The organism is Actinotalea sp. Marseille-Q4924, assembly GCF_916618755.1.
GTDB lineage: Bacteria > Actinomycetota > Actinomycetes > Actinomycetales > Cellulomonadaceae > Actinotalea.
The window spans coordinates 853,688-866,707 of the sequence record NZ_CAKAKB010000001.1 but is presented as its reverse complement, the minus strand read 5'-3'; the positions used below and the strand labels follow the sequence as shown (position 1 = coordinate 866,707).

General features: G+C 77.9%; 9 protein-coding genes. 8 read left to right on the top strand and 1 reads right to left on the bottom strand.

Annotated features, from left to right (window positions below; translation table 11 throughout):
- The first annotated feature begins 22 nt into the window (after window positions 1-22).
- From LG379_RS04120 to LG379_RS04090, 7 genes are all read left to right on the top strand, one after another.
- Window positions 23-1,195, top strand: coding sequence for a sensor histidine kinase (locus tag LG379_RS04120; protein ID WP_225753275.1), 1,173 nt, complete (start codon window positions 23-25; stop codon window positions 1,193-1,195).
- The gene (locus LG379_RS04115) at window positions 1,192-1,860 is read left to right on the top strand and encodes a response regulator transcription factor (protein ID WP_225753274.1); all 669 of its coding nucleotides are present in this window, start codon (window positions 1,192-1,194) and stop codon (window positions 1,858-1,860) included. Before LG379_RS04120 ends, LG379_RS04115 begins: the two co-directional genes overlap by 4 nt.
- A 27-nt stretch (window positions 1,861-1,887) precedes the next feature.
- Window positions 1,888-2,490, top strand: coding sequence for a nitroreductase/quinone reductase family protein (locus LG379_RS04110; protein WP_225753273.1), 603 nt, complete (start codon window positions 1,888-1,890; stop codon window positions 2,488-2,490).
- A gap of 159 nt (window positions 2,491-2,649) precedes the next feature.
- On the top strand, window positions 2,650-5,679 hold the full coding sequence (locus tag LG379_RS04105) for an FtsX-like permease family protein (protein ID WP_225753272.1): 3,030 nt from the start codon (window positions 2,650-2,652) through the stop codon (window positions 5,677-5,679).
- Window positions 5,676-8,300: a hypothetical protein gene (locus LG379_RS04100; protein ID WP_225753271.1), complete on the top strand. Its 2,625-nt coding sequence runs from the start codon at window positions 5,676-5,678 to the stop codon at window positions 8,298-8,300. Before LG379_RS04105 ends, LG379_RS04100 begins: the two co-directional genes overlap by 4 nt.
- Entirely contained in the window at window positions 8,297-9,211 is a 915-nt protein-coding gene (locus LG379_RS04095) for an ABC transporter ATP-binding protein (protein WP_225753270.1), read from the top strand. The genes LG379_RS04100 and LG379_RS04095 overlap by 4 nt, the downstream gene beginning before the upstream one ends.
- Window positions 9,208-9,900, top strand: a complete 693-nt coding sequence (locus LG379_RS04090; RefSeq protein ID WP_225753269.1) for an ABC transporter ATP-binding protein — start codon at window positions 9,208-9,210, stop codon at window positions 9,898-9,900. Before LG379_RS04095 ends, LG379_RS04090 begins: the two co-directional genes overlap by 4 nt.
- A gap of 68 nt (window positions 9,901-9,968) precedes the next feature.
- On the opposite strand, the gene LG379_RS04085 is transcribed toward LG379_RS04090, so the two are convergent.
- On the bottom strand, window positions 9,969-10,148 hold the full coding sequence (locus LG379_RS04085) for a hypothetical protein (RefSeq protein ID WP_225753268.1): 180 nt from the start codon (window positions 10,146-10,148) through the stop codon (window positions 9,969-9,971).
- A gap of 203 nt (window positions 10,149-10,351) precedes the next feature.
- On the opposite strand from LG379_RS04085, the gene LG379_RS04080 reads away from it, so the two are divergent.
- The gene (locus tag LG379_RS04080; protein ID WP_225753267.1) at window positions 10,352-13,009 is read left to right on the top strand and encodes an AAA family ATPase; all 2,658 of its coding nucleotides are present in this window, start codon (window positions 10,352-10,354) and stop codon (window positions 13,007-13,009) included.
- Window positions 13,010-13,020: the final 11 nt, after the last annotated feature.

Below are 13,020 nucleotides of genomic sequence, written 5' to 3'. Positions count from 1 at the left end.
CCCGGCTGGCTACCGTCGAGGCGTGGAGACGTGGGAGCGGCTGCGCCGGCTCGACACCGAGCGCCCCTGGCTGCTCGACGCCGTGCTCGCCGCGCTGCTGTTCACCGGCGCGGCCGTCTCCGCCGCCGTCGGCGACCCGACGCGTCCGCCGGACCGGACGTACCTGCTGCTCGTCGCGGCCGGCGCCGCCCCGTACGCGCTGCGGCGCCTGGCCCCCCTGCCGGTGCTCGTGGTCGCCTCGGCCGCCGTGCTCGCCGTCCTCGCGCAGGGCTACACCTCGGCGGTCATCGGCTCGGGACTCTTCCTGGCGGCGTACACCGTCGCGGCGTGGCGCAGCGTGCGCCAGACGGTCCTCGCGGCCGTGTACGTCGTCGGGCTGCTGGCCCTCCTCGTGGTCGTGGCCCCCGAGAAGGCCGAGTTCGGCGAGATGGCGACCAACGCCGCCCTCTTCGCGGGTGCCATCGCGCTCGGCCGCAGCATGCAGGACCGCCGTCGCACCACGGCGCTCCTCGCGGACCGGGCCGAGCTCGCCGAGCGCGCCCGCGCCGAGGAGGCGCGCCGGGCCATCAGCGACGAGCGGCTGCGCATCGCCCAGGAGCTCCACGACGTCGTCGGGCACTCGCTCGGCGTCATCGCGCTCCAGGCGCAGGTGGGCGCGCACGTCATCGACGACGACCCGGCCGAGGCGCGCGCCTCCCTCGTCGCCGTCTCGCAGACCAGCCGGACGGCGCTCGGCGAGGTCCGGCGCATCCTCGGCGCCCTGCGCACGGACAGCGAGGGCTACCGGCCGCAGCCGGGGCTGGACGACGTCGACGACCTCGTCGAGGAGCTGCGTGCGGCCGGGGTGCCCGTGGAGCTGCGGGTGGTGGGCTCGCCGGGCCCGGTCCCGGGGGCGCTCGGCCTGACCGCCTACCGCCTGGTGCAGGAGTCGCTGACGAACGTGGTGCGCCACGCCGGCGGCGCCGCCACCACCGTCACGATCACCCACGGCCCGGACTCCCTCGACGTCGAGGTGACCGACGACGGTCCGCCCGTGGCGCGGCCGGCCGAGGACGGCGACGGCAGGGGCCACGGCCAGCTGGGGATGCGGGAACGGGTCGCGATCTGGGGCGGCACGCTCGAGGCGGGGCCTCGGGACGGTGGCGGCTACCGCGTGCACGCCACCCTGCCGCGCGAGGAAGGGCGGGGCCGATGATCCGGGTGGCCGTGGTCGACGACGAGGCGCTCGTCCGCCGCGGCCTGTCCGTGCTGCTGCGCAGCGAGCCCGACATCGACGTGGTCGGCGAGGCAGCCGACGGCACCGCGGCGGTCGCCCTGGCCCGGCGCGAGCACCCCGACGTCATGCTCATGGACATCCGGATGCCGCGCACCGACGGCCTGACCGCCACGCGGCAGCTCGCGGTCGACCCGGAGACGGCGGGCACCCGCGTCCTCGTGCTCACGACGTTCGACCTCGACGAGCACGTCTTCGCCGCGATGCGCGCCGGTGCGAGCGGCTTCCTGCCCAAGGACACGGCACCGGAGGACCTGCTGCACGCCATCCGCGTCGTCGCCGCCGGCGACGCGCTGCTCTCGCCGGGAGCGACGCGGCGCCTCGTCGAGGAGTTCGTCCGCCGCGCCCCGGCGCCACCGGCCGGCCGGCCCGCGGGGTTCGACCAGCTCACCGAGCGGGAGGTGGAGGTGCTGCGGCTCGTCGCGGCCGGCCTCTCCAACGCCGAGCTCGCGGAGCGCCTCGTGGTCAGCTACGGGACCGTGAAGACGCACGTCAGCAACCTGCTCATGAAGCTCGACGCCCGGGACCGCGCCCAGCTGGTGATGCTGGCGTACGAGGCAGGCCTCGTCGTCCCGGGAAGCCACTGACCGCACCGCCCCCTCCAGGAGGAAGCCATGACCCCTCGGCTCCGCACAGCAGCTCTCGTCGTCGGCACCGGGGTGGCGCTCGCCGCCGTCGTGCGACGGCTGCGCGCACGGCCGCAGCACGGCCCCGGCACCCGACCGGCGGTCGAGGTGGCGCACCCCCCGCGCGCGATGATCCGGATGAGCAACCCGGTCGTCCGCTGGATGCTCGCGTCCCCCCGGCGGATGGGCGGGGCCGGCGACGCGCTGCTGGTGCTGCACGTGACCGGCCGCCGGACCGGAGCGGTCTACGACGTCCCGGTGGGGTACCACCCGGTCGGCGACGGGCGCCTCGCGGTCGTCACCGACTCGCCCTGGCGCCTCAACCTCCGCGGTCGGCCCGAGGTCGAGGTCACCCTCAAGGGCGTGCGACGAGCCGCACGGGCGGAGCTCGTCGAGGACCCGGACACCGTCGCCGAGGTGTACGAGGCACTCCTCGACGAGGAGGCCCCGCGGGCGTCCGCGCGACGGCTCGGGCTGCGGCTCGCGGAGGAGCGGGTGCCCGGCCACGAGGAGCTGGCAGGGCTGGCCCGGCGGGAGCACCTCAGCGTCGTCTACCTGGACGTGGACGAGGCCTACCCGCTGAGCGCCTGACGTCCCGCAGTCCGCGGCCTCCCGGCCGTCGACCGGGCACGACGGCCGGGCCTCGGGAGCCGGTGCTCCCCACCCGGCCGCGGGGGCACTACGGTCGCCGGAGCGGTCACCACGGATCCCGCGGTGGCCCCGCCATCCCGCCGGACCGAGGACGCTCCCGTGACGTTCGCCCGCCTGCTGCGCCGTCGTGCGCGCGACCAGAGCGGACTGCTGGCCCTCGTGGGCCTGCTGGCCGCGCTGGTCAGCGCGACCCTCGTCGCCGTGCTCGGCTTCGTCGCCCTGTCCGCGCAGGCGGGGCTCGCCGCGGCGCTGCGCGACGCGGGCCCGACGGGCGCGGCCGTGCAGCTCGCGACGCCGCGGTCCGGGCAGGACCCCGCCGCGCAGGTCGCTGCAGCGGAGCAGGTGCTGGACCGCACGCTGTCCGACGTCCCCGTCGTCGTCCAGCGCAGCGCGCGGTCCACCCCGGTGACCGTCGCCGACGGCACGGAGGTGGTGGTCGCTGCCCAGCCGGACCTCGCCGCGCAGGTGGAGACGGTGGCCGGCGCGCTGCCCGACACGGCCGACACGGCCGACACGGACGGCGCTGACGGCGCTGACGGCGCTGACGGCGCCGTACCTGGCACCGTGTCCGGGGCCACGGCCGCCGCGCTGGGGGTCGACCCCGGGGACCGGCTGCTCCTCACCGGGGAGAACCCCCGCGCCACGCCCCTCGAGGTCGTGGTCGCCGCGGTGTGGCGACCCGTCGACGCGGAGGACCCGCGCTGGTTCGGGGAGGCGGACGGGGCCGTGTGGGTCGACGAGGCGGTGCTGGACCGCGTGCCCGCGACGGTCCGCGTCCACTGGACCGTCGTGCCGGACCCCGAGGCGCTCGCCCCCGACCGGGTGCCGGAGCTGCGGACCGCGCTGGACGCCTCGCTCGCCGGGCTCAAGGCCGACGACGCGGTCGACGAGCTCGGGGTCCTGGCCACGGACGGGCTCGACGCCACGCTCGCCGGGGTGGACCGGACGCTGAGCACGGTGCGGGCGCTCTCGCTGCCCGCCACGATGCTCGCGGTGCTCGTGGGCCTCGTCGTGCTGGGACAGCTGGCCGGTCTGCTCACCGGGGTCAGGCGGGGCGAGCTCGTGCTGCTGCGCTCGCGCGGGGCGTCCCGTGCCCGCGCGGTCGGCGCGGCGGCGAGCGAGGGCGCCGTCGTCGGCGTGGTGGGTGCGGCGCTCGGCGCCGGTGTCGCGGCGGTCGCGCTCCGCGGCACCGGCCGCGTCCCCGTCGACCTGGGCCTCGGTGCCCTCGCGGGGGTGGCCGCCGCCGTCACCGTCGCGCTCGCCCTCGCCACGTGGCTGGTCGTGCGCTCGCCCCGGACCACCCGGGCGGACCGGCCGCTGCGGGGCTCGGCGCTGGCCGCGGCGACCACCCTGGCGTTCGCCGCGGCAGGCCTCGCCCTGTGGCGGCTGCTGTCGCTCGGCTCCCCGGTGCGCACCGTCGGCGGCCGGGCCGCGCCCGAACCGCTCGCCGGAGCAGCGGTCCCCCTGGCCCTGCTGGCCGTCGCGCTCCTGGCGGCGTGCCTGGTGCCCCTCGTGGCACGGACGAGCGGACGCTGGGCCGCCGGGCGCACCGGACTCGGCGTGCTCGCCGCCCAGCAGGTCGGGCGGCGACCGGCCGCGCACGCCGCGACCGCGTCGTCGGCGGCCCTGGCGGTCGCCGCGGCCGTCGTGGTGTCCGGGGTCCTCGGCACCTGGGCGAGCCTGCAGGACCTGAGGTCGCGCGTCGAGACGGGCGCCGACGTGCGCGTCGTCCTCGAGGACCCCGACGCGCTCACGTCCGCCCTGGCCACCGCCTCCACCGCCGACCCCGGCGCCACCGTCGTGCCTGCGCACTCCCGCGCGGTCACGCTGGGCACCGTGGGCGCCACGCTGGTCTCGCTCCCGCAGGACGCCTGGCCGCTGCTGCCCGGCACCGCCGGTCCGGCGTCCGGGGCGCCACCCGCCGCCCCGGCCGTCGACGCGATGCTGCCGGTGCCGCCGGACGCCGCGGACGTCCGGGCGACGGTGACGGTCACCGGCGGCACGGGCACCGACACCGGCGCGGACGCCGTCGCGGCGTGGGTCCGGACGGCCCCCGGAGGCCTCGTCCGCGTCGAGCTCGTCCCGCAGACCGCCGCGGGGACCTGGGTGGGGCCGCTGCCCGACGGCGCCTCCGCCGTCGCCGCCGTGGACGTGGTCGTCACAGAGCCGGGCGGCCACCGCGTGGCCGTCACGGGGCTCGCGACCGACGACGGCCCGGCGGTGCCCGACGGCTGGCAGGGCGTGCTCGTCGGCCGCACCTCCGTGCCGCTCGCCGCGACCGCCGACGCGGACGGCGTGGCCGTCGACGTCCCCGCCGACGCCGCGGGCACCGTCGTGCGGGTGGGCGCCGTCCGGCCGGAGGCGCTGCCGGTCGTGGCGAGCCGCGCCCTGGCGAGGGCGCTGTCCCTGGCGCCAGGGGACACGACGACCCTCGCCGTTCCGGGCCATCGCATCGACGTCACGGTCGCCGACGTCGTGGCGGTCGTGCCCGGCTCCACGGACCCCGTGGCGCTGCTGGCCGACGCCGACGCCTGGTCGGCCGCGCAGCTGCGGACCGGCGCGACGGTCGCTTCGCCGGACGAGGTCTGGGCGTGGCCCACGGCCGGGCCGACGGACGCCGGCATCCCGGCAGCCCTGGACTCGGCGGGCACGGCAGCGCGGGTGGAGCGGGGCGCGCCCCGGCCGACGCCCCTCCTCGAGCCGGCGCTGGCCGCGTTCCGGCTGGCGACCTGGGCCACGGTGGTCCTCGCCGCGGCAGGGGTGCTCGCCGCGGCGCGCGCGGCCGCCCGCGAGCGCCGCGCGGAGGTCGGGGCGCTGCGCGGGCTGGGCCTGCCCGGCCGCGGCCAGGCGGCGCTGCGCGTGTCCGAGCAGGTGCGGGTGCTCGTGCCCGCCGCGGTCGTCGGAGCGGGCGGCGGGTGGGCCCTCACGGCGCTGGTGGCGGGGCCCCTCGTCGACGCGCTCGACACGGGTGCCCTGCCCCTGGCGGTGGAGCCGAGCCTGGACCACGGTGCCCTCGTCGTGTGGCTGGGCACGACGGCGGTCGCGCTCGCGGTCGTCGTCGCGCTGGGCGCCCGCGACACGGCGCGGCGGGCGCGGACGGCCTCGCCGCTCGCCGAGGGGCCCGCATGATCCGCGTGCTCCGCCGGCAGCTCTCCGGCGACGCGTGGTCCCTGGTGCTCCTCGCGCTCGTGGTCGCGGGCCTCGTCGCGCTGACCGTCGGCTGGCCGCGCGCCCTCGACCGGCTCCTGCGGGAGGATCTCGTCAGCCGCGCGGAGGCGCTGCCCACGACGCAGCGGGACCTCACGCTCACGGTGCCGCAGCGGCTCACCCACGTGGCGGCGCTCGACGACCCGCTCGCCGAGATGGAGGCCGCCGACCGCTGGGTCACCGCGCAGGTGGCCCCCGCCGGTCCAGCGCTCGCCGCCGTCCTGCGCGAGCCCCAGCACCAGATCACCCGGGCGCCGTTCTTCGTGGACCTCGGCCCGCGCTCCACCGGGGTCTCGTTCATGACCGTCGCGCTGTCCGTGGGACCGCGCGGGGACGACCTGCGCCTGGTCGAGGGCGAGCCGCCGCGTTCGCCGGACGTCCGCGGGTGGCTCGACGCCGGCGGGGGGTCGGGCGCGGGCGGTGGCGGGGGACCCCTGCTCCGCGTCGACGTCGTGCTCACCGGGGAGACGGCCCGCTGGATGGGCTGGGAGGTGGGCGAGACCCGCACGTCGCGCGACCCGGTGAACGCGCCGTTCGAGCTCCACCTGTCCGGGCTGGTGGAGGCCGCGGATGCGGCGTCGCCCGTGTGGGAGCACCTGCCCGGCGTGCTCGAGCCCGCCGTCGACCGGGACGACAGCGCCGGGTGGACCGTGCACGCCGTCGGCCACGTCGACCCGGCGGCCCTGGGCGCCCTCATGGTGCCGCGCGGCGTCCAGCTCGACGCCTGGTACCCGGTGGACCCGAGGGCGGTCGGCGAGATCGAGCCCCGGACCCTCGCAGCGCAGATGGACGGCATCCGCGCCGCCTCGGGCCTCCGCTCCGACCTGCTGCCGGTGCTCGACGCCGCAGCAGGCCGCGAGCGCACCGTGACGACCCTCCTCGGCACGCTGGTGGCAGGTCTCATCGGCGTGGCCGCCGGAGTGCTCTGGCTCGTCGCCGACCTCGCCGTGGACCGCCGCCGCGCGGCCCTGCTGCTGCTGCGCGCGCGAGGGGCGTCGTCGTCGCGGCTCGCCGCCCTCGTCGGCGTCCAGGCGCTCGTCGCGGTGGCGCCGGGAGCCGCCGTCGGTCTCGGGCTCGCGCTGGCCGTCCCGGGGCGCACGGAGCCGGCCGACCTGGTGCTGCCGGGGGCCCTGGTGCCGGCCGCCGTCGTCCTCATGGTGGCCGTCGCGGCACGCGTGCACGCCGGGCGCCGCCGTCGGCCGCTCCGTCGCGCGTGGCTCGCCGAGCTTTTGGTGCCCGCCGCGACGGTCGTCGCGCTCACCGCCACGTCCGGGACCGACCCGCTGGTGACCGTCCTGCCCATCGCCGTCGGGATGTCCGCGGCGCTGGTCGCGCGCCGCGCCTACCGGTGGCTCGCGGGACTGGCCCTGCGCGAGGCGGGGCGGCGGGACCTCGGGACGTTCCTCGGCGTCGCCCGAGCGGCGCGCGCACCCGCCGCGGGGCTCGTCCCGGTCCTCGCGCTGACGCTCGGCGTGTCCACGGCCGGCCTGGCCGTCACCGCCGTGGCCACGATGACGCGGGCCACCGAGCGCAGCGCCGTGCAGCTCGTCGGCGCGGACCTGCGCCTGGACCTCGCCTTCTCGGCCGGCGGCCGGGGGCTGGACGAGGAGCAGGTGGCGGCGGCAGCGGCCGTGCCCGGCGTGGCCGCCGTCGCGACCGTCGCCGACGCGAGGACGGTCACGCTCCACCGCGACCGCACCCGCACCACCGTGGACGTGCGGGTCGTGGACGGGGACGCGCTGGCGGCCGTGCAGCGGGACCTGCCCGGCGGGGCCCCGGCCGGGCCGGGGACGGGCTCGGACGTCGCGCTGGTCGCCCCGGGCGTGCCCACCGGAGGCGTGACCGTCGACGCGCCCGCCGGTCCGCTGCCCGTGGACGCGCGCCTCGCCGACGGCGTGCCGGGCGTGAGCTCCGGGACGCGGTGGGTCGTGGTGGACGCCGCCACGTGGGCCGACGCCGGGGGGCGGCCGCCCGTCGACCGCCTGCTGGTGCGGCTGGACCGCGACGCCGACCCGGACGGGGTCGCCGGGGCGATCGTCGCGGCGACGGGCGCCCGGCTCACGGCGACCACGCTGGAGCAGGCGTCGGCGAGCATCACCGACAGCGGGCTGGTCAGCGGCGTCCGCACCGCGATGCTGCTCGTCGCCGGCGGCAGCCTCGCGCTGGTCGCCGCCGTCCTCGCCCTGCTCCTCGTGGCCGACGCCCCCGCGCGTGGCCGGACCGCCGCGATGCTCGCGACGCTCGGCGCACCGACGCCCGTGCACCGGCGCCTCGTCCTCGCGGAGGTCCTCGGGCCCGTCGTCGTCGCCGGACTGGCGGGCGCTGCCGCGGGGGCTGTGCTGCCGTCGGCCGTCCTGCGTGTCGCCGACCTGCGCCCGTTCACCGGCGCCGCGCAGCACCCGCCCGTCGTCGCGGACCCCGGCCTGCTCCTGGCGGCGGGCGCCGGGCTCGCCGTCGTCGTCGCCGTCGGGGCCCTCCTCGCAGTGGCCGGCGCACAGCGCGTGTCCCCGGTCCGGGTGCTGCGGGAGGGAGCGGGAGGATGAGCACCATGACGCCGCCCGAGATCGTGTGCGAGGACCTCGTGCGGATCTTCACGGCCGAGGGCGTGGAGGTCCAGGCGCTGCAGGGCCTCAACCTCACCGTCGAGGCCGGGGACCTCGTCGCCCTGGTCGGCGCCTCGGGCTCGGGCAAGTCCACCCTGCTCACCATCCTCTCGGGCCTGGACCGGCCGACGGCCGGCAGCGCACGGGTCGCCGGGCACGACCTCGTGGCCCTGTCCGCCCGGGAGCGCCAGGTCTACCGCCGCGACACGGTCGGCTTCGTGTGGCAGCAGACGACCCGGAACCTGCTGCCCTACCTCACCGCGGCGGAGAACGTCGCCCTGCCGATGACGCTCACCCCGCGACGGCGCCCGGCCGCCGAGCGCCGCTCGAGGGTTGCCGAGCTGCTCGAGCTGCTCGGGGTCGACCACGTGGCCGACCGCCGGCCCGCCGAGCTGTCGGGCGGCGAGCAGCAGCGCGTGGCCATCGCGACCGCCGTCGTCAACGGCCCGCGGGTCCTGCTGGCCGACGAGCCGACCGGCGAGCTGGACGAGGCCACGAGCGACGAGGTGCTGGAGGCGATCCGCCACATGACCACCGAGCTGGGCATGACCACGCTCATCGTCACGCACGACCCGACGGTGGCCGCGCACGTGCGTCGGACCGTGCGCATCCGGGACGGGCGCACCGCCACCGAGACCCTGCGGCGGACGGCCGTCGACGAGCACGGGCGCGAACGCCACCTGCACGAGGAGTTCGCGGTGATCGACAAGGTCGGCCGCCTGCAGCTGCCGCGGGAGTTCGTCGAGGCGCTGGACCTACGTGAGCGGGTGCGCCTCGGGCTGGCGGCGGACCACGTCCGCGTCTCGCCGCACGACCTCCCCGGGGACGACGGCGACGAGGAGGACCGATGACGGACGCACCTCCCGTCACCGCCCAGCAGCTGCACGCCACCGGGCTGGTCCGGACCTACGGCACGGGCCCGCGCGCCGTCCACGCGCTGCGCGGCGTCGACCTGGTGGCGCGGCCGGGCGAGCTCGTCGTCGTGCGGGGCCGGTCGGGCTCGGGCAAGACGACGCTGCTGCACGCCCTCGGCGGTCTCGAACCGCTCGACGCCGGGACCGTCCGGCTCGGGGACACCGAGGTGAGCGCCCTGCCCGAGCGCGAGCTCCTGCGGCTGCGGCGCGAGCGGGTCGCGTACGTCTTCCAGTCGTTCGGCCTGCTGCCGGTGCTCTCCGCGGCCGAGAACGTCGAGGTGCCGCTGCGGCTGCGGGGTGTGGGTGCTGCGGAGCGCTCGGGGCGGGTCGCCGCGGCGCTGGACGCCGTCGGCCTCACGCCCCACGCGCGCCAGCGCCCGGGCGAGCTGTCGGGCGGGCAGCAGCAGCGCGTCGCGGTGGCCCGGGCCCTCGTGACGCGGCCCACCCTGCTGCTGGCGGACGAGCCGACGGCGCAGCTGGACTCCGAGACCGCCGTCGCCGTCATGGAGGTGCTCGTCGCGCTGGTGCGCACCGGGAGCACCGCCGCGGTCGTCACCACGCACGACCCGCTCATCGCGGAGCGCGCCGACCGGGTGCTGGAGCTGCACTCCGGTCGCCTGACCTGACCGGCGCGTCGCGGCGGGTCCGGCACGCGCAGGTGGCGCGCCGGTCGTGCGCCGGTCGTGCGGGGCGGTCAGCCGTGCCGCGGCTTCGACGCGCCCTGGCCACCCTCGTCGGGCAGGTGCGTCTGGTCCTGGGCCGGCGCGGGAGCGCCGCCACCGCCCTCGACCTGCTCGAGCCGCACGCCGTAGAGCGCCTCCACGACGGCGATGACGCGGTCGAGCTTGTCGTCGGAGCTGATCGTGACCTTCATGACGGCGCCTCTCTGCGCACGGGACGGCGGGTGCTGCCCCCGCCGGTCCGCCGGTGGGAGCCGCACGGCCAGGCTAGGGGCGTCGCGACGCGTTGACCAGGGTGGACGTCCGGCGGTCGACCGCCGGGACCCTTCCCGCTGCCGCCGACCGTCGTGTTGAATGACGGGGACCTGTCGTCCCTGCTGCGAACGGGGCACCCGCGATGAGGACGTCGCCCACGGGTACGGACCTGCCCACGGGGACCGTCACGCTCCTCTTCACGGACGTCGAGAGCTCGACCCGTCTGCTCGCCCGCCTCGGCGCGCGGTACGCCGACGTGGTGTCCACGCAACGCCGGCTGGTGCGGTCGGCGGTCTCCCGCTGGGGCGGTCACGAGCTCGGCACGGAGGGTGACAGCTTCTTCGTCGTCTTCCCCTCCGCGCGGGACGCCGTCTGCGCGGTGCGGGACGCCCAGCTCGAGCTGGCGGGCGCCGACTGGCCCGACGGCGAGACGGTGCGGGTCCGCATGGGTCTGCACACCGGCGAGCCGAGCCGGCACGAGGACGGGTACGTCGGCATGGACGTCCACCGCGCCGCGCGCGTGGCGGCGAGCGCGCACGGCGGGCAGTCGGTGGTCACTGACGCGACCCGCGCCCTCGTCGCCGCCCATCCGGTACCGGGCGTGCGGTTCACGGATCTCGGTCCGCACCGCCTCAAGGACCTGCCCGAGCCGGTGCACGTGCACCAGCTGTGCGTCGACGGGCTGCCGGCGACGTTCCCCCGCCTCAAGAGCCTCGGCTCCCCGTCCACCCTGCCCACGCCCGCGACCTCGCTCGTCGGGCGGACCGAGGAGCTCGGCACGTTGGCTGCCCTGCTGACCGCACCGGACGTGCGGCTCGTGACCCTCACCGGTCCTGCCGGCACGGGCAAGACCCGTCTGGCGCTCGCCGTCGCCGCCCGCGTCGACGAGCACTACCGCGACGGGGTCTACTTCGTGCCGCTGGCGCAGGCGCGGACCTCCGACGTCCTGTGGACGACGGTCGCGGACGCCATGGGGGTGCCGGGCGAGTCCAAGCCGCCGCCCGCGTTCCTGGAGCACCTCGCCGACCAGGAGGTGCTGCTCGTCCTCGACAACCTCGAGCAGCTGCCCGACGCGCCGTGGGTCGTCCGCGCCCTCCTCGGCGCCGGGACCGGCGTGCGGGTGCTCACCACGTCGCGCCGTCCGCTGCACCTCGCGGCGGAGCGCGAGGTGCCGGTCCCTCCCCTGCCCACGACTCCTGCCGCGACCGACGGCCACGAGTCCGACGCGGTGCGGCTCTTCGTCGAGCGTGCCCGGCTCGTGCGGCCCGGCTTCGCGCTGACGGACGAGAACCGGGACGACGTCGTCGAGGTCTGCCGCCGGCTGGACGGGCTGCCCCTGGCGATCGAGCTCGTGGCGGCCCGTACGCGGCTCCTGGGCCCCGCCGCGCTGAGGGCCCGGCTGGACCGGAGCCTGGACCCGCCGGGGCCCTCCGGCGCGGCGGTCGACGCGCCGGACCGCCAGCAGACGTTGCGGGCCGCGCTGGACTGGAGCCACGACCTGCTCGACGAGGACCTCGCGCGCGCCTTCCGCCGCCTCGGCGTCTGCGTGGGCGCGGTGGACCTCGCCGCGGTGGCCGCCGTCGTCGGCGACGGCGGCGACGCGGCGGACGCCGTGGACGTCGTCGGCAGGCTGGCAGACGTCAGCCTGCTCACGGTGCGGGACGGGCCCGACGGCGAGCCGCGGGCGCGGATGCTCCAGACGATCCGCCGGTACGCGCGCGAGCGCCTCGCGGCCGCGGGCGAGCTCGAGGCGGCGCACCGCCGTCACGCGGAGCACTTCGTCGGACTGGCCAGGGCGGCCGCGGAGGGTCTGCGCGGCGAGCACCACCTCGCCGCCCGCGACCGGATCGAGGCGGACCTGGACGACCTCCGTTCGGTGCTGACGTGGGCGTTCGGGCCCGGGACGGCCACGGTGACGGACGACGACGAGGGTCGCCTCGCGCTCGGCCTGCGGCTCGTGCAGCACCTCGCGTGGTTCTGGTACGGCTGCGGCTACCAGGCGGAGGGCCGCCGCTGGCTGCAGACCGCCGTCGACGCGGCGGGGACCCGCCGGACGCCGCAGGTCATGACGGCGCTGCACGGGCTCGGCGTCCTGGTGCTCCAGCAGGGTCACGCCGAGCGCGCCCGGGACATGCTCACGGTGTGCCTGGAGCACGCCCGGACCACCGGCGACCCCGCGCTGGTCTCCAAGGAGCTCAACAGCCTCGCCATGGCGCACCGGGCGCTGGACGAGCCGCGGCTCGCGACGGCGGTCGCCGAGGAGGCGGTCGCGGCGGCGCGCACGGCAGGCGACCCGCGCAACGAGGTGAACGCCGTGTCGAACCTGGCCCTCCTCGCCGCGGACGACGGCCGGCACGACGAGGCGATCGCGCTCCTGCGCCGGTGCCTCGAGCTGGACACGGAGCTGCAGGACGCGTGGGGGCTCGGGGCCGACCACGTGAACCTCGTGGGCTCCCTCCTGCGGGCCGGCCGGACCGCCGAGGCCCACGCCCACCTGCGCGAGCACGCCGCGAGCGCCGTGGCGCTCAACGACCTGGAGATCACCGTCGACGTGCTCACCCTGTTCGCCGTCGTGGCGGCGCGGCGCGGGGAGGCCGTCCGGGCCGCGCGACTGCTCGGCGCCTCGACCCACCTGCGCGAGGAGGCCGACCTGCCGATGGCGCCGGTCGACGCGGCCTGGGTCGGGGCCGCGATCGACTCCGTCCGCGACATCACCCCGGCGGACGCGTGGCAGCGCGACGTCGACACGGGCCGGGACTGGGGCGTGGAGGCGGCGCTGCGCGAGGCGGTGGCCGACTAGCGTGGGCGGCG